This window comes from Curtobacterium sp. AG1037, assembly GCF_003349855.1.
Taxonomy (GTDB): Bacteria; Actinomycetota; Actinomycetes; order Actinomycetales; family Microbacteriaceae; genus Curtobacterium; species Curtobacterium citreum.
The window spans coordinates 17,698-34,463 of sequence record NZ_QQAO01000009.1 but is presented as its reverse complement, the minus strand read 5'-3'; the positions used below and the strand labels follow the sequence as shown (position 1 = coordinate 34,463).

The window sequence follows — 16,766 nt, the reverse complement described above, 5'->3', positions numbered from 1 at the left end:
GCCATGGCAGCGACGACCCACGCACGGCAGCCCAGGGGGACGGACGGCCCCTCGGCGGACGAGACGGCCCTGCTCGACGCACTGCGCCGGCGGATCGCGGACGGCCGCGCGGCCGGAGCGCTCGAGTCCGGCGTCGACGTGGAGCTCCTGGCCGACCGGATGCTCGCCGCACTGCCCTCCGTCAAGCACGAGGCCGACGCGCTCATCGGGCCGTTCTACGACACCCCGACGCTCGCGGCCTGGCGTGGGGTCACCCGGCAGGCGCTCAGCAAGGCGGTGGCGAAGCGCGACCTGATCGGCCTGAAGATCGGCGACGGCAGCCTCGTCTTCCCGTCCTTCCAGTTCGGCGCGTCCGGGACGCCGCTGCCGCACCTGCGGCAGGTGCTCGCGCTCGTCGACCCCGACCGGATCGACCCGTGGGGCAGCGCGCTCTGGTTGCACACCGTGGCGGACGAGTTCGGCGGCACCACCGCGGCGCAGGCGCTTCGCGAAGGCCGGCACGAGCAGGTCCTCGCCGCCGCCCGTCGTGCCGCCACGGCCTGGGCGGCCGACGCGTGACGCCCAGGCGCACCGACGTCGCCCAGCAGCGTCCGCGAGACGACCTCGACCTGACCGACTTCCCCGCCGAGGAGAGTCGCGGCACCACGTTCTACCGGGCGAAGCGGCACGACCGCGGCGCGTGGTGGTTCGCGAGCACGGAGCCGGACGCCGACGGGGTCGACGGTGGTCGGTTCGACCTCGCCGTGCCGCGGGGCACCTGCTACTGGGCGGACGCGGTCGAGGTCGCGGTGCGTGAGCGCCTCGCGCACCACGTCCTGACGACGAACACGGTGTTCGCGTCGCGCGCCCGCGAGATGGTCGTCGTCGCGGCCCGGGCCTCGCGGGGCCGTCGCTTCGCGGACGTCACACACCCGGCGGCGGTGCGGTGGGGCGTCGGCGCGGAGCTGCAGACGATGGGGGACTACCGCGTGCCGCAGGCCTGGGCACGGGCCCTCGACGCGGCGGGCTTCGCCGGGGTGCGGTACAGCACGCGGTTCACGAGCGCGTCGGCGGCGAACGCGTGGGCGGTGTTCGGCGCGGCCGGCATCCCGCGGCGGCCGCGTCCGGAGCGCGTGCACCGCGACGGGGTCACGGCGTGCCGCGAAGCCGGGATCCGGGTGCTCGACGACGGGTCGGAGTCCGGGCCGGAGCGCTTCACGTTCGCGACGCCCCCGCAGGACTGACGACAGGGCCGCGCGCGACCGGGCGGTCGCGCGGCCGGACGGGCGGACGGTCGGACGGTCGACGGGCCGCGGTGTCGGTGGCCGTCCCTACCGTGGCGGGGTGGTCGAACCCGTCGATGCGTGGTGGCGCCGCCGGCAGTGGTCCCGCGGCGTCGCGGTTCCGTACGCCGTCGGCGAGTTCCGGTCGGCGTGGGCGTCCTACCCCGTGCTGATCCGGCAGTACCACCCGGAGTGGAACCACGGCGTCGTCCTGACCCAGGTGCCCCCGACGGCCGAGGTCCTGCTCACGTGGGAGTGCGACGTCGGCCACGTCTTCGTCGCGACGCCGGCCGAGCAGCGGTCGCGGCCGGGCCGGGAGCGTCGTCGGTCGGTGTGGTGCCCGGAGTGCCAGCTCCAGGCGCAGCCCCGCCGCTGGCCCGTGCTGCCCGCGGACTGGCCGGCGACCGTGCCCGCGCCGCAGCGGGCCGAGCGCGTGACCGGTCGCCAGACCCTGCCCGCGGCACCGGCGCGCGGCGCGGCACCGTCGCGTGGCGCGGGACCGTCGCCGCGTGTGGCGGGCCCGACTGGAGCAACGGCGGTCCCGACGGGTGCCGTGGCGTCGAGCCGTGCGCGACCCGGGCGGTCCGGTGCGACCGGCGGCGGTGGACGGCGGACGGCCGCACGACCGCCCGTCCCGCGGACGATCTGCCCGAAGACCCCCCGGCTGCCGTCGGGGGAGTCCTTCCCGAGCGTGTGCGCCCCCGCGACGGCCTCAGCGGTCGAGGCCGAACTCCGGGCGGCCCTGCAGGAGCGGTTCGCGCTGACGTTCGACCACACCGCGATCCGCCTCGACCGGCCGTTCTTCGACCACGTCGAGGCGTGGCCGGACATCGTGCTGCCGGAGCTCCGCGTCGCGATCGAGTACGACAGCACGGGGCGACACGGGCTCGAGCACGTCGGGCCGCGGCAGGAGACGGACCGCCGGAAGGACCGCGCGGTCCGGGCCGTCGGGTGGGAGGTCGTGCGGATCCGCACGGGTCGGCTCCCCGCACTCGGGCCGTACGACCTCGAGGTCTCCGGCATCTCGCGGCGGACGGTCGACCAGCTCGTCGACACCCTCCGCACGGTCCGCGGCCCGCTGTTCGTCGACGCCTACGGGCGCTGACGCCCGGGTTCCGACCCGTCGGCCGGGCGCTACGCTCGTCGGCGCAGGGTGTCCCGCGGGTACTCGCCGTGGCGCTGCTGGTACGTCGCGGAGAACCGTCCGGCGTGCGCGAAGCCCCACTGCTTCGCGACCTCGGCGATGCTCGTCGTCGCCGGGTCGCCCTGCAGCAGCGCGTCCCGCACCCGGTCGAGCCGGACCTGCCGGATGTAGGCGTTGGGGGAGAGCTCGAACGCCCGCTGGAACGCGATCTGCAGCGCACGGAGGCTCAGCGAGGCCACCCGGGCCAGGTCGGTGCTCGTGATCGGCAGGTGCGCGTGCTCGTGCACGTACTCGACGGCCCGTCGGACGTGGGCGTTGCGGGGGAGCAGCAGCTCGTCGGGGAGCGACGCGCTGACCACCGGGTAGAGCTCGAGCAGGGCGAGGGCGCCGAGCCGTCCCATCTCGGCCTGCAGCAGCGGCGACGCCTTCCGGTCGAGCACGGTGTGCGAGATGAGCTGCACACTGCTCCGCCACACCCGCAGGGCGCGCTCGTCGGGGCGGACGGTGTGGTCCAGGACGAGCTGCCCCGGTGCCGTCCCGCGTTCGCCGGCGACCTCCTCGAGCGCTGCCCGGTTCACCTGCACGATCTTCTGCTCGTAGTCCCGGTACGAGAACGCCGCGCCCTGCTGCGGCCAGAGCTGCGGCCGACCGGGCTCCATCAGGAGCTGGACGTCCCCGGAGCCGATCGTGGCGGTCCCCCTGGTCGTCCACTGCACGACGAAGTCCTCGGACGGGGTCATCACGCCCTGCAGGTGCCCGTCGAAGCGGATCGTCCGGAGGGACATCGCGGTGTCGCCGACGGCCGCGAACCGGAACGCGAACGGCATCGCGGTCGCGTCGGCGCGCCACTCGTTCCCCGCGTACGTGGTGGCGAGCAGGTCGCGGGCGGCGTCGAGGTCCGAGCTCTGCTCGTCCACGTCGATCCGGGTCGGAGGTGTCGGGTTCATGGGTCTCGTGCATGATGACCGCTCCGCGCGGCCCTGTCCGGATCGCCGTGCCCCCGGTCCGGGGGTGGACCGCCCGGTCCGCGGTCGCGGTCGATGTCCACGGATCGTCGGGTGTCGCGCTCGGACGTCCGGGAATCGTCGACCACGGGCGTCCGCACCGCGTCCCGGCGGACGGCGTCCTAGCGTCGTCCTCGACGGGTCCGGACCAGCCGGACCTCCCGAGACGAGGAAGCCACCGTGACGACCATCGCCGCCGACCTGGACACCGCACCCACGAGCGCCCGCCACGCGGTCTCGTCGACGAGCCGCCGGGGGACCACCTTCTCCGAGGTCCGTCAGGCCCGCCTGCAGCACGGGCTGCAGGTCGCCGCGGTGACGACCGGGCTGGTGTCCGTGACGGTGGCCGCGTCGGCCGCGATCCTGCTCGGGGTCTCCGCATGAGCATCCCCCGCAACGAGCTCGGCATCCGCGGGTCCCGGGTCGCACGGGGCACCAGGGCGATCCCTGGGGCAGACCGGTCCCTCGCCGACACGCTGCTGCCGGTGCGTCGATCGGCGGCGTCGGACACCGCGACGCAGCCGATCGACATGCGCGCCCTGCTCGCCGAGGCGCTCGACACGTCGGGCGTGCCCGGTCAGTAGGCTCACCGCACGGGCGAGCCCGCACGAACGCCCGAACCAACCCCGTCGACCAGCAGAGAGCGCATGAGCACCGTCACCCCGACCCTCGTCCGGACCGACCGCGAGACGTCCGTCCAGCGACGGGCCTCCGGTGCCGCCGACGCCCTGTTCACCGAACGCGGCGTAACCCCGGTCACCCTCGACGACGTCGCGGAGCGGGCGGGGCTGACCCGTGCGGAGCTCACCGCGGCCTACCCGACGAAGCGTGCGCTCGTCGTCGCGGTGCTGCAGCGGTGGCACGGAGCCTGGCGCCGCGCTCTCGACGGGATCGCGGCGGCCTCCGACGACCCGCGGGACGAGGTCCTCGGGGTGTTCGGCTACCTGGAGCAGTGCTTCGCCGACGAGGGCTGGCGCGGCTGCGCGTTCATCAACGGCCACGCCGAGCTCGGGCGGCAGGACCCGGCGATCGCCGCGCTCGCCCAGGAGCACTTCGCCGACGTCGAGGCGCACCTCACGATGCTCTGCTCCCGCGCCGGGGTGCCCGCCCACGTGGCTCAGGCCCTGTCGCTCCTCGTCGAGGGCGCCCGCGTCGAGTCGGCGGTGCAGCGCTCCGCCCAGCCCGCACGGGCGGCACGCCTCGGCGCCGCGATGCTGCTGTCGGTCTACGAGGGCGACCCGACCGACTGACCGCAGCCCGGCGCGGGGACCGGACCCAGCGCGGGGACCGGACCCAGCGCGGGGACCGGACCCAGTGCGGGGTACAGGATCAGCACGGGGTACAGGATCGGGGTACGCCAGTCTGGGTCCGGCCGTTCCGCCCCGGTAGGAACGAAGGATGACAGCGACCGCGTTCTGCCTCCACGCCCTCGGGTCGAGTTCGGAGGAGTTCGCGCTGCTCCGCTCCGAGCTCGCGGGCGACCTCGACCTGGTCGGCATCGACCTCCCCGGCTTCGGCCGCAGCCCCGCGAGCGCAGGGACCACCGTCGAGGAGATGGCCGTTGCGGTCGAGCGGGCCATCGGCGCGAGCGGCGCCACCGAGTGGGCGCTGGTGGGGCACTCGATGGGCGGGAAGGTCGCGACGGTGGTCGCGGACCGCACGCTCTCCGGCGCGAACGGCCTGTTCGGGCTGCGCGCCGTCGTGCTCCTCGCGGCCTCGCCCCTCGCTCCCGAGCCGATGGCCGAGGAACGTCGGGAGTCGATGCTCGCGTGGGCCGAGCACGGACGCATCCGACCCGACCACGCCGCCGAGTTCGTCGACGCGAACACCGCGTCCACGCTGCCGCCGGACCGGCACGAGATGGCCGTGCACGACGCCGAGCGCACCGACCCGCGGGCCTGGCGCGACTGGCTGCTCCGCGGCAGCCGTGAGGACTGGTCGACCGACGCCGAGCCCAACCCCGCGCCGGCGCTCGTCCTGGCCGGTGCCGAGGACGGCGACCTGGACGCCGACGCCCAGCGACGCCTGACGATGCCGCACTGGCCCGCCGCCGAGCTGCACGTCGTCGACGGCGCCGCCCACCTGCTGCCGTGGGAGCGCCCGGTCGAGGTGGCCGCCGTCGTCCGCGAGTTCTGGTCGCGCCGGGTCGCGCCGTCCCCGGTCGTCCCCGCCGACACCGCCCGGGTGCTCGCGTCGCCGCGGGTGAGCGCCCGAACACGCGGGGTCCTGGCCGTCCGCGCACTGCCGGACGACCCCGCGACGGAACCCCGCGCCCTGACCGCCCGGCAGCTCGACACGCTCCGCGCGGTCGCCCGCGTCGTCGTCCCGCAGCCGGGTCCGCAGCAGGTCGACCTCGCGTTGCGCCTGGACGCCCAGCTCGCCGCGGGTCAGGGGGACGGGTGGCGCGCCGACGGCATGCTGACGGACGCCGACGCCTACCGGGCCGCCCTCGACGTGCTCGCGCCGATCGCCGACTCCGGTGACCTGCCCGCGGCGCTCGAGGACGCCGCGGCCGGACGACTGCGCTCCGACGGTCCGCTCGACGCCGGGCAGCTCCGGACGTGGTTCGAGGACGCCGGGGTGGACCTGGTCAAGCAGTGGCTCGCCCACCCCGCGACCATGTCCGACATCGACTACGACGGCTTCGCCAACGGTGGCGACGGCGTCCGCAAGCAGGGCTTCCAGTTGCTCGGAGCCGGGCAACGGGAAGCATGGGAACCGGAGGGAACAGCACGATGAGACTCGACGCACAGCGCCGGTACCCGGACGACGAGGTCGTGGACGTGGTCGTGGTCGGCACGGGGGCCGGTGGCGCCCCGCTCCTGGCCCGACTCGCCCGCGAGGGCCTGACCGCGGTCGCCTTCGAGGCCGGCCGCAACACCGAGCCCGAGGACCACCTGCCCGACGAGGTCGAGGCCCCGGCGGACATCAACTGGATGGACGAGCGGATCAGCGGCGGGTCCGCACCGACCGCGTTCGGTCCGAACAACAGCGGCACCGGCGTCGGCGGGTCGACCCTGCACTGGGGTGCCTTCACGCCCCGGCCGAGCGTCCACGACCTGCGCCTGCGCACCGAGAGCGGGCAGGGCGAGGACTGGCCGGTCGACCACGCCGAGCTCACCGCCTACATCGAGCGCGTCGAGCACGAGGTCGGCGTCGCGGGTCCCGCGCACTACCCGTGGGACCCGGAGCGCCGCTACCTGATGGGTCCGCCGCCGCGGAACGCCTCGTCGGACATGATGGTCCGCGGCGCCGAGGCGCTCGGCATCACCGCGACCGACGCCCCCGTCGCACTCACGACCGAGGACCGCGTCCAGGAGCACCACGGCCTCCGCCAGGCCTGCGTGTCGTGCGGCTCGTGTCACCAGGGCTGCCGGAACGGGTCGAAGGTGTCGATGGACACGACGTACCTGCCCGCGGCCGTGGCGTTCGGGGCCGAGATCCGCCCCGAGTCGTTCGTGCACGGCATCGAGCTCGACGCCGAGGGGCGGGTCTGCGCGGTGCTGTACACCCGCGACGGTCAGGAGCGCCGGCAGCGGTGCCGTTCCCTGGTGCTCGCTGCGGGCGGCGTGGAGACCCCGCGGCTCCTGCTCCACACCGGGCTCGCGAACAGCAGTGGCCAGGTCGGGCGGAACTTCACCGCGCACGGCGCGACGCAGGTCTGGGCGACCTTCGACGAATCGATGCGCTCGTACCGCGGCTACCCGTCGTCGATCATCACCGAGGACTTCGTCCGCCCCGCCGACGCGGACTTCGCCGGCGGCTACCTCATCCAGTCCCTCGGCGTGCAGCCGCTCACGTTCGCCACCACGCTCGTGCGTGGCGGCGGGCTGCGCGGCGCCGAGCTCGTCCGGGCGATGCGGGACTACCCGAGGACGGCCGGCGTCGGCATCAACGCGGAGTGCCTGCCGTACGACGACAACCGGCTCGTGCTGTCCGACGAGCTCGACGAGCACGGGGTCCCGCGGGCGCGCGTGACCTTCTCGCCCGGTGCGAACGAGGACGCCATCCGGGCGCACGCCGTCCGGACGATGACCGCGATCGTCGAGGCGGCCGGCGGGACCGACGTCCGGGTGCTCGAGCGCACCGCGCACACGATCGGCACCGCGCGGATGGGCCTCGACGCCGGGAGCTCGGTCGTCGACCCGGCTGGGCGCTCGTGGGACGTGCCGAACCTGTGGGTCTGCGACAACTCGGTGTTCCCGAGCGCCGTCATCGCGAACCCGGCGCTGACGATCATGGCGCTCTCGCTCCGCACGGCCGACCGGTTCCTGCGCGACGACCCGGCCGCCGACCGCGCCCGGAGCGCCGCCACCGCGGCCTGACCCCGCGCCGCCACCGGGGCCGAGGATCGGCTCGGGCTGCTGCCTCAGCCCCGCAGTGCCAGCGCCTCGCTCCGCCAACGGGCGTGGAGGACCCACGGGTCCGGCACGCCCGCGGCGACGACGTCGACGTGGTCGAGGAGCGCCGGCGTGGTCCGGAACCACTCGGTCCCGGGGAAGCGGTCCGCCGCGAACGCCGTGTGCCGCCGCCGTTCGAGCGTCCGGTCGCCGCGCTCGAACGCGAGCAGCTCCTGGTGCGGCACCGCCGCGAGTCGCTGCCGCGGGTTCGCCGTCGTACCGATCTTGATCCGGTCGCCGAAGTCGTCGCGCTGCCGCAGGTAGTAGACGACGTCCACGCGCGGCGGTGCGAGGTCGCCGTCGGGCACCTCGCCCCAGCGCCACTCGCACACGGCGCACAGCATCCCCGACGGGTACCGCACGCCGAGCCGCGAACCGCACGCCGGGCACGGTCCCGGCAGCACGTCCTCCACACCGGACACCGAACCGGACGCGGGCCCGGACGCAGCGCCGGCCTCGACGGCTTCGGCCGCCAGCCCGAGGTGCTCCGGACAGAGCGGCAGCACGCCCTGCGTGCCGGGTGCCGTGGGGCGACCGCACCCGGTGACGCAGCAGCGGGCCGCAGACGAGGAGCTCACCCGCCGGACGCTACCGGCAGCCTCCGACCCCGGCGGCGGCCGCCGGCCCGCCCGCGCCTCCGGTCAGTCGAAGATCACCCCGACCGGCTCGCGCTTCTCCTCCTGGAACCGGTCCTCCGCCCGCCCGAGTGCCCAGTACGCCGACAGTGACAGGTCCGCCTTCTCGAGTCCCCACTCGTCCTGCAGCAGTCGACGGATCGCCTTGACCGCGGTCCGCTCACCGTGCGCGAACACCTGGACCGGCCGGGAGGCACGGGGCAGCTCCCGGGTCGCCGCGAGCAGGAGCGTGCCCGGCTCGGCGCCGGTGGCGTCGCGGTGCAGCCACCGCAGGTCGAGCCCGGCCGGACGGGCGAGCGGCTGCTCGTCGGCGGGACCGGCCACCTCGACCAGGGCGACGCCCGTGGCGGCGGCGGGCAGCGCCTCCAGGGCGGAGCCGATCGCCGGGAGCGCGCTGTCGTCGCCGAGCAGCACGTTAGTGACGGCGGGGTCCGTGGACGGCGCGTAGCCGCCGCCGGGGCCGGAGAGCGCGAGCAGGTCGCCCGGCCGCGCCGTGGCGGCCCAGGGGCCGGCGCGCCCCTCGTCGCCGTGCACCACGAAGTCGACCGCGATGGTGCCTGCCTCGTGGTCGACCGCGCGCACGGTGTAGGTGCGGCGCGCGGGCAGCTCGTGCTTCGGCAGCGTCGCCCGGAGTGCGTCGAGGTCGTACGGCGGCCGCAGGTCGGAGCCGGGTGCGGGGAGCAGCAGCTTCACGTACCGGTCCGTCGACGCGAGCCGCTCCGGGTCGGCGGCGGCGACGAAGTCCGCGAACGCCGGACCGCCGAGGTGCACGCGGACCATGTGCGGCGTGAGCCGCTCGGTGCGCTCGACCACGAAGACGTGCTGCGGGCGCTGGGGCTTGGGGTGCATCGGGGGACTTCCTGTCAGTCGACTGCTTGACGTTCCGAGCACTGAGGTTAGCCTTACCTCATGGGTGCGACCGTGACGACGTTCTCCGAGCTGCTGCGGCGGCGGGCGGGCCGGTCGGACGCGGCCGCATCCGGGGCGGCTGCGTCCGGCGCACAGGGCCTGTTCGCGGGGGAGTGCGACGTCGCGGACTACGCCGACCTGCTCGGCCAGTACGCCCACGTCTACGCCGCCCTCGAACGGGCCGCCGAGCGGATGGCCGACCACCCCGTCGCGGCGCCCTTCGTCACGAACCAGCTCACCCGGCTGCCCGCGATCACCGCGGACCTGGAGTACCTCGTCGGTCCGGACTGGTCGGAGCTGTGCTGCCCGACCGCCGCGACGACCGCGTACGTCCGGCGGCTCAACGAGGTCGCCGCGACCTCGCCGGGCGGGTTCGTGGCGCACCACTACACGCGCTACCTCGGCGACCTCAGCGGGGGTCCGACCCTCGCCGCGCTGCTCGAGGAGCGGTTCGGCTTCGACACGAACGGCGTCCTGTTCACGATCTTCGACCAGGTCGCCGACCCGGCCGCGTTCCAGGAGACCTACCGCGCCGAGCTCGACGCCGCACCGTGGACGGACGCCGAGCGCGACGCCGTCCTGGCCGAGGTCGAGACGGCCGCCGCACTCGACCGCGCCGTGCTCCGGTCGATCGGCCACGGCCTGCCCGCGGCGACCGCCTGAGCCCGACGCGGGGACCGTCCGGACGGTCGTCGTCACGGTCGTGTCCGCGCCGGTACGCTGCTGGGGACCCGGGCCGCGTTCCCGGCGGACGTGAGAGGAACCCATGACGGCGATCGACGGATCGACGCGCCACGGGCGCGCACGGGACGACGTCAGCGGAGCGGTCGACAGCGACCTGCGCGCGGACGTCCGGTACCTCGGCAACCTGCTCGGGCGGGTGCTGCGGGAGACCGGTGGAGACGGACTCCTGCACGACGTGGAGGACCTGCGTGCCGCCGTGATCGGCGCGTACGAGGGGTCCGACACCGACGGTGCCGCCCGGGCCGAACGGATCGTCGCGGGGATGTCGGCGGAGCGTGCCGAGGCCGTGGCCCAGGCCTTCACGACGTACTTCCACCTGACGAACCTCGCCGAGGAGCACCACCGCGTGCGCGTGCTGCGTGCCCGTGGCGACGACGGCGGTGTCGCGGGTGACTCGTTCCCCGCCACCTACGCGTCCCTCGTGGAGCAGGTCGGCGCGGACGAGGCAGCCGCGCGGCTCCGTGACCTCCGGTTCCACCCGGTGCTCACCGCCCACCCGACCGAGGCCCGCCGCCGCGCCGTCACCACGGCCGTCCGGCGCATCACCGACCTGATCGACGAGCGCGACGCGGCCCGCAACGCCACCGCCCGCGCCGAGAACGAGCGTCGGTTGCTCGAGGAGATCACGACGCTCCTCCGCACCTCGCCGCTCCGCACGACCCGGCCGACCCCGCTCGACGAGGTCCGCACGGCGATGAGCGTGTTCGACCAGACGCTGTTCGAGATCGTGCCGCAGGTCTACCGACTGCTCGACGACCGGCTGCTCGGCGAGGACGCCGGCAGCGTGCCCGTCACGGCACCGGCGTTCGTGCGGTTCGGCACCTGGATCGGCGGCGACCGCGACGGCAACCCGCACGTCACCGCCGAGGTCACCAGGCAGGCCGCGGACATCGCCGCCGAGCACATCCTGCTCGGGCTCGCCCGCGCCGCCACCCGCATCGGCGCCGCGCTGACGCTCGACGCCGCCGAGACCCCGGCGGACGCCGGGCTCCAGGCCCTCGTCGCCGCGCAGGAGTCGCTCGACCCCGCCGTCGCCGAGCGCATCGGGGTGCGCGCCCCGAACGAGACCCACCGTCGGGCGCTGCTCTTCGTCGCCGCCCGCATCCGCGCCACGCGCCGTGGTCAGGACGGCATGGCCTACGCCGGACCCGAGGAACTGCTCGCCGACCTGCGCGTCATCCAGGCCTCGCTCGTCGCCGCCGGTGCCGCCCGCACCGCGAACGGCGAGCTGCAGAACCTCGTCTGGCAGGTCGAGACCTTCGGGTTCCACCTCGCCGAGCTCGAGGTCCGCCAGCACTCGCAGGTGCACCGGACGGCCCTCGCCGAGATCCGCGCCGGCGGTGAGCTGAGCGAGACCACGGAAGAGGTCCTCGCGGTCTTCCGCACCATCGCCGACCTGCAGCGCCGCTACGGCGTCCGCTCGGCGCACCGCTACATCGTCTCGTTCACGCAGTCCGCCCAGGACCTGGCGAACGTCCACGAGCTCGCGGTCGCGGCCCTCGGATCGGTCGAGGCAGCACCCGTGCTCGACGTCATCCCGCTCTTCGAGACGTTCGCCGACCTGCACGCGAGCGTCGACATCCTCGACGAGGCCGTGCACACCGAGGCGTTCGAGCGCCGGCTCGCCGCGACGGGCAGGAAGCTCGAGGTCATGCTCGGCTACTCCGACTCGTCGAAGGACGTCGGCCCGGTCTCGGCGAACCTCGCGCTGTACGACGCGCAGGCCCGCATCGCCGACTGGGCACGCGACCACGACGTCGAGCTGACGCTGTTCCACGGCCGCGGTGGCTCGCTCGGCCGTGGCGGCGGACCGGCGAACGAAGCCGTCCTCGCCCAGCCGCCGGGGTCGATCGACGGTCGACTCAAGCTCACCGAGCAGGGCGAGGTCATCTTCGCCCAGTACGGCGACCAGGACATCGCCGCGCGGCACCTCGAGCAGATGGCCTCGGCCACGCTGTTCGCGTCGTCGCCCTCGAACGAGGACCGCACCGCCGCCGCGGCGACCCGGTTCGCCGACCTCGCGCAGCAGCTCGACGACGTGTCGCGGACCGCGTTCCACGACCTCGTCAAGGCCGACGGCTTCGCGCCCTGGTTCGCCCGGGTCACCCCGATGGAGGAGATCGGCCTCCTGCCCCTCGGCTCCCGCCCGGCCCGCCGTGGCCTGAGCGTCGAGTCGCTCGAGGACCTCCGCGCCATCCCGTGGGTGTTCTCGTGGACGCAGGCCCGGATCAACCTCGCCGGTTGGTACGGCCTCGGCTCCGCGCTCGAAGCGGTCGGCGACGTCGAGCTGCTCCGGACGGCGTACGCCGAGTGGCCGCTGTTCGGCGCGATGATCAAGAACGTCGAGATGTCGCTCGCGAAGACCGACGAGCAGATCGCCCGACGGTACCTCGAGCTCGCCGACCGTGACGACCTCGCCGCGAAGGTCCTCGACGAGATGCTCCGCACCCGCGACTGGGTGCTCCGGGTCTCGGGCGGGAGCGACGTCCTCGAGGACCGGCCCGTGCTCGCCCGCGCCGTCCGCCTGCGCAGCCCGTACGTCGACGCCCTGTCGCACCTGCAGCTCCGCGCGCTGCGGGCGATCCGCACCTCCGGCAGCACCGACCCGACGGACGCCGACCACCGGCTGCTCCTGCTCACCGTGAACGGCGTGGCCGCCGGCCTGCAGAACACCGGGTGACCCCGCGGGTCGCGATCGCGACCCCCTGACGGACGGGAGGCACGTGGCGGACCCGCCACGTGCCTCCCGTCCGTCGTGGGGTCACCACCCACCCGCCGCGGTCGCACTGTCGAATCGATCCGGGGCGCGTAGCGTTGCGCGGGTGACGACGGAGCGCAGGGGGACCCGACCGACCACCGGAGCGGTGCTGCCGCCGATCGTGCCGCTCGCGCTGATCGTCGGCGTCTCACCGTTCGCGACGGACATGTACATCCCGGCGCTCCCCGCGATCGCCCGCGAGCTCGGGACGACGCCCGGTGTCGTGCAGCTCTCGCTCACCGCGTTCCTCGTCGCGTTCGCGGTGGGGCAGCTCCTGGCCGGACCGGTCAGTGACGGGATCGGACGGCGACCGCTCCTGCTCGTCGGGACGACGGCGTTCGCCCTGGCGTCGGTCGGCTGCGCGGTCGCGCCGGACGTCGGCACGCTCGTCGCTGCCCGGGTCCTGCAGGGCCTCGCCGGGGCCGCGGCGGCGGTGGCCGGACGCGCGATGGTGTCGGACACCACCACCGGGGCCCGCACGGCGAAGGTGTTCGGGACCCTCGCGGCGATCAACGCCCTCGGACCGGTCGTCGCGCCGCTGGCCGGGGGAGCCGTGCTCACCGTCGGGTCGTGGCGGCTCATGTTCGTCGTGCTCGCGGTGCTCGGGGTGGGGTTCGCGGCGGCCGTCGTGCTGCGCTTCGGCGAGACGCTGCCCCCGGCGTCCCGCGGGGGCACCGGCTTCCGCGACAACGGCCGGCGGATCCGGGACCTGCTCGCGATCGGGCGGTTCCGCGCGTACGTCCTGACCGGGGTGCTCTCGACGATCGGGTTCTTCGCCTACATCGCGACGAGCTCGTTCGTCTTCCAGCGGCAGTACGGCTTCTCCGAGCAGCTGTACACCCTCGTGTTCGCGACCAACGCCACGATGATGGTCGTCACGACGCTCGTGTTCCGCCGGGTCGTCGGCCGTGTCTCCGAGGACACCCTGCTGACCGTCGGGCTGCTCGTCGGCACCGTCGGCAGCACGGTCGTGCTCGTCGCGGCGCTCACCGGTGCCGGGCCGGTGCCGGTGTGGTGCGGGCTCGCGGTCGTGACCGGCGCCTGGGGCTTCGTCCTGCCCGCGGCGATGACGCGGACGCAGCACGTCGGTGCGGCGCACCCCGGGACGGCCGCGGCGCTGCAGGGCGGCCTGACGTTCGGTCTCGGCGGGCTCGGGACCCCGCTGGCCGGCGTGCTCGGCGGGACCGCGCTCGCGATGGGCGGGGTGATGGCGGTCCTCATCGCCGCCGCGCTCGTCGTCCAGGTCGTCGCCACCCGGCGAGGCCGGAACACCTGACGGACGGTACCCGGTAGGTTGCAAGCTGCACCCGCAGTGATCAGGAGGGACACCTGCATGGACATCGTCGTACACGAGGCAACGGCGGACACCGCCGTGCTCGAATGCAGCGGCCGGCTCAACATGGTGAGCGCCGGTGCGTTCCGTGAGACGGTGGCCAAGGTGGTCGAGGGCGGGCGTTCGCGTCTGGTCGTCGAGCTGTCCGGCGTCGAGTTCATGGACTCGTCCGGCCTCGGCGCCCTGGTCGGCTGCCTGAAGACCGCGCGGCAGGCCGGGGGTGACCTGCGGCTGGCGGCTCCGTCGGAACAGGTCCAGATGGTGCTGAAGCTCTCGAACATCGACAAGATCCTGCGGACGTACCCGGACGGGGACGCCGCGGTGACGAACTGGGCATGACCCTGGCCATGCGCGGGCACGTCCTCGACCTCGCATGTCCGCCGGACGACGTCACGGCGGTGCACACCTTCCTCGCCGACGTCTGGGCGAGCGAACCCGACGTGTCGGCGGAGGACCGCATGGCGCTCGAGCTCGCGCTCGTGGAGCTCGCCTCGAACGTCGTCGAGCACGGTGCCGCGGGCCGCTCCGTGACCTGCTCCCTGCGGCTCGACGTGGAACCCTCCGAGGTCCGTGTCCACCTGACCGACGACGGGGTCCCCGTGCCGGTCGACCCGGCGAAGGCGCACCTGCCCGAGGGGCTCGCCGAGAGCGGCCGCGGGCTCGCGCTCGTCCAGATGGTCGTCGAGGACCTGCGCTACGAGCGGGTCGGCGACGAGAACCGGTGGACCGCGCGGCGCGACCGGCACTGACGACGGGGTCCTGACTGTCGGATCCCGGACGGCCCCGACCCTCGACCGACTGTCCGGACGGCACCCGGTCATCCGGTTTGCGCACCGGCGGAGCCGCCATGCGCACCCGTCGCCGCCACGCGGGCCGTCGGACGGTGCCGGTGGGACGGTGGACGCGATGAGCATCGACACCCCGATCGACCCGCGCACCCGGTTCGAGACCGCCGGCACCGATCTCGGTGCCGCACTCGACATGTTCGGGCAGGCGTACGAGGGGGCCGGTTTCGTCGGCGGGCACACCGACCGGCCGTTCTCGTACCGCTTCCGGGTCGTGGGCGACGACGTCATGTCCTTCCGCTCGACGGTGTTCGACGCCCGTGCGGCGGGGCAGGCATCGTCCGGGGACGAGTACGTGGTCGTCTGGACGTCGGAGGGTGGGGGCGTCATCGGCTCCGGCCAGGACGAGGTCCGCTACGGCCCCGGGACGCCCGTGGTGTTCCCGACGGACGGCCCCTTCGCCTTCGACCTGCAGGACGTCCGGCAGAGCCTGGTGCACTTCGACAAGCGGTTCCTCGAGGGCGTCGCCTCCGAGGTCCACGGCGGTTCTGCCGGACCTCTCGTCTTCGACCAGGCAGCGCGTCCGCGGCGGGAGGACCTGCAGACCTGGAACGCGCAGGTGCAGCGCGCCGCATCGACGATCCTCGGCAGCGGCCCGGTGTCGCCGATCGCGATGGCCGAGACCGCCCGCGCGACCGCACTCGCCATGCTGCACACGTTCCCGCACCGGCAGCTGGCCCCGCAGGTCCCCGTGCCGCAGGGGGCGACGAGCCGTGTCCGGACGGCGATCGAGTACATGCACGCGTTCGCCCACACCCCGATCTCGACCACGGACGTCGCCGAGCACGTCGGGCTGAGCGTCCGCGGCCTGCAGCAGGCCTTCCAGCGGCAGGTCGGCACGGCGCCGAACGCGATGCTCCGCGGCGTCCGGATGGACCGCGTCCGCGAGGAACTGCTGCGCGGGGCCCCGGGGCAGCTGACGGTCGCCGAGGTCGCCGTGCGCTGGGGCTTCGCGCACCTCGGTCGGTTCTCCGCCGCGTACCACCAGCGCTTCGGCGAGTACCCGCGCGACACACTCCAGCGCTGAGACCCAGGGTCTCGCTACGCTGCCCGGGTGAACGCAGCACCACGGCCGTCGGCCCGGAGCGAGGGCAGCCCGCAGCGGCACCCGTGGGTGATCGTCCCGGGCATCTGGGACTCGGGCCCCGAACACTGGCAGTCGCGATGGCAGGCCGAGCCCGGGGTCGAGGCGGTCCGCACGGCGCCGACGTCGTGGTCGGACCCGGACCCGGCCGACTGGTCGCAGGCACTGTCGCGCGCCGTGGCGTCCACGAGTCGGCCGCCGGTCCTCGTCGCCCACAGCCTCGGCGTGCTCGCGGTCGCCGACTGGCTCGTGACGCACGGCGACCGCGTCGCCGGGGCCTTCCTCGTGGCGCCGCCGGACCCCGACGCACCGTCCTTCCCTGCTGCAGCCGCGGGCTTCCGGGCGCCGACCGCCCGGGTGTCGACGCCGACCGCGCTCGTCGTGAGCGACGACGACCCGTACTGCTCGCTGCACCGTGCGACGGGCTTCGGGGCGGCCATCGGTGCCGAGGTGCTGCGGGTGGGCGCCCGGCAGCACGTGAACGTCGTGAGCGGCGTCGGTCGGTGGGACGAGGGCCGGCGGCTGCTGGCTGCGTTCGAGGAGCGCTGCTGAGCGCTCCGACACGCCGCTCACGTCCGGGCTGGCACACCACGTCCGCAGGCCCGTGAACCGCGACACACCGCGGATGTCCGCCGTTCACGGCCGCGT

18 protein-coding genes are annotated in these 16,766 nt (G+C 74.5%); 15 read left to right on the top strand and 3 right to left on the bottom strand.

The features are described 5' to 3' along the window. The first annotated feature begins 3 nt into the window (after positions 1-3). The 3 genes from DEU32_RS12925 to DEU32_RS12915 all read left to right on the top strand — a co-directional run bounded on the left by DEU32_RS12925 (position 4) and on the right by DEU32_RS12915 (position 2,367). Positions 4-558, top strand: coding sequence for a hypothetical protein (locus DEU32_RS12925; protein WP_114850913.1), 555 nt, complete (start codon positions 4-6; stop codon positions 556-558). Further along, complete coding sequence (locus DEU32_RS12920; protein ID WP_058743151.1) at positions 555-1,223, top strand: RES family NAD+ phosphorylase; 669 nt, start codon at positions 555-557, stop codon at positions 1,221-1,223. The genes DEU32_RS12925 and DEU32_RS12920 overlap by 4 nt, the downstream gene beginning before the upstream one ends. Positions 1,224-1,323: 100 nt before the next feature. Next, positions 1,324-2,367, top strand: a complete 1,044-nt coding sequence (locus DEU32_RS12915; protein ID WP_114850912.1) for a hypothetical protein — start codon at positions 1,324-1,326, stop codon at positions 2,365-2,367. A gap of 29 nt (positions 2,368-2,396) precedes the next feature. Here the strand turns inward: DEU32_RS12915 and DEU32_RS12910 are convergent, their stop codons facing one another. Beyond that, positions 2,397-3,353: a helix-turn-helix transcriptional regulator gene (locus tag DEU32_RS12910; protein WP_114850911.1), complete on the bottom strand. Its 957-nt coding sequence runs from the start codon at positions 3,351-3,353 to the stop codon at positions 2,397-2,399. Between the two features lie 237 nt (positions 3,354-3,590). On the opposite strand from DEU32_RS12910, the gene DEU32_RS12905 reads away from it, so the two are divergent. The 5 genes from DEU32_RS12905 to DEU32_RS12885 all read left to right on the top strand — a co-directional run bounded on the left by DEU32_RS12905 (position 3,591) and on the right by DEU32_RS12885 (position 7,735). Beyond that, positions 3,591-3,794, top strand: a complete 204-nt coding sequence (locus DEU32_RS12905) for a hypothetical protein (RefSeq protein WP_114850910.1) — start codon at positions 3,591-3,593, stop codon at positions 3,792-3,794. Beyond that, entirely contained in the window at positions 3,791-3,994 is a 204-nt protein-coding gene (locus tag DEU32_RS12900) for a hypothetical protein (RefSeq protein ID WP_114850909.1), read from the top strand. Before DEU32_RS12905 ends, DEU32_RS12900 begins: the two co-directional genes overlap by 4 nt. 63 nt (positions 3,995-4,057) lie before the next feature. Next, the gene (locus tag DEU32_RS12895) at positions 4,058-4,660 is read left to right on the top strand and encodes a TetR/AcrR family transcriptional regulator (protein ID WP_058743146.1); all 603 of its coding nucleotides are present in this window, start codon (positions 4,058-4,060) and stop codon (positions 4,658-4,660) included. A gap of 148 nt (positions 4,661-4,808) precedes the next feature. After that, complete coding sequence (locus tag DEU32_RS12890) at positions 4,809-6,149, top strand: alpha/beta fold hydrolase (RefSeq protein ID WP_114850908.1); 1,341 nt, start codon at positions 4,809-4,811, stop codon at positions 6,147-6,149. Next, on the top strand, positions 6,146-7,735 hold the full coding sequence (locus tag DEU32_RS12885; RefSeq protein ID WP_114850907.1) for a GMC family oxidoreductase: 1,590 nt from the start codon (positions 6,146-6,148) through the stop codon (positions 7,733-7,735). The genes DEU32_RS12890 and DEU32_RS12885 overlap by 4 nt, the downstream gene beginning before the upstream one ends. Before the next feature lie 44 nt (positions 7,736-7,779). Here DEU32_RS12885 and DEU32_RS12880 read toward each other — a convergent pair whose 3' ends face one another. Further along, positions 7,780-8,388 (bottom strand): GIY-YIG nuclease family protein, encoded by a 609-nt coding sequence (locus DEU32_RS12880; protein ID WP_373286837.1) that lies wholly within the window; start codon positions 8,386-8,388, stop codon positions 7,780-7,782. A 63-nt stretch (positions 8,389-8,451) separates the two neighbouring features. After that, positions 8,452-9,294: a siderophore-interacting protein gene (locus DEU32_RS12875; protein WP_114850906.1), complete on the bottom strand. Its 843-nt coding sequence runs from the start codon at positions 9,292-9,294 to the stop codon at positions 8,452-8,454. A gap of 60 nt (positions 9,295-9,354) precedes the next feature. On the opposite strand from DEU32_RS12875, the gene DEU32_RS12870 reads away from it, so the two are divergent. From DEU32_RS12870 to DEU32_RS12840, 7 genes are all read left to right on the top strand, one after another. After that, positions 9,355-10,017, top strand: coding sequence for a heme oxygenase (biliverdin-producing) (locus DEU32_RS12870; RefSeq protein ID WP_114850905.1), 663 nt, complete (start codon positions 9,355-9,357; stop codon positions 10,015-10,017). A gap of 103 nt (positions 10,018-10,120) precedes the next feature. Continuing rightward, on the top strand, positions 10,121-12,778 hold the full coding sequence (locus tag DEU32_RS12865) for a phosphoenolpyruvate carboxylase (protein ID WP_114850904.1): 2,658 nt from the start codon (positions 10,121-10,123) through the stop codon (positions 12,776-12,778). 142 nt (positions 12,779-12,920) lie between these two features. After that, entirely contained in the window at positions 12,921-14,132 is a 1,212-nt protein-coding gene (locus DEU32_RS12860; protein ID WP_254631525.1) for a multidrug effflux MFS transporter, read from the top strand. Between the two features lie 57 nt (positions 14,133-14,189). Then, on the top strand, positions 14,190-14,528 hold the full coding sequence (locus DEU32_RS12855) for an STAS domain-containing protein (protein WP_114850903.1): 339 nt from the start codon (positions 14,190-14,192) through the stop codon (positions 14,526-14,528). After that, on the top strand, positions 14,525-14,938 hold the full coding sequence (locus tag DEU32_RS12850) for an ATP-binding protein (RefSeq protein ID WP_229666715.1): 414 nt from the start codon (positions 14,525-14,527) through the stop codon (positions 14,936-14,938). The genes DEU32_RS12855 and DEU32_RS12850 overlap by 4 nt, the downstream gene beginning before the upstream one ends. A gap of 157 nt (positions 14,939-15,095) precedes the next feature. After that, positions 15,096-16,061: an AraC family transcriptional regulator gene (locus DEU32_RS17220; RefSeq protein WP_141861326.1), complete on the top strand. Its 966-nt coding sequence runs from the start codon at positions 15,096-15,098 to the stop codon at positions 16,059-16,061. A 27-nt stretch (positions 16,062-16,088) separates the two neighbouring features. Then, positions 16,089-16,670: an alpha/beta hydrolase gene (locus DEU32_RS12840; protein ID WP_208738904.1), complete on the top strand. Its 582-nt coding sequence runs from the start codon at positions 16,089-16,091 to the stop codon at positions 16,668-16,670. The last annotated feature ends 96 nt before the right edge of the window (positions 16,671-16,766 follow it).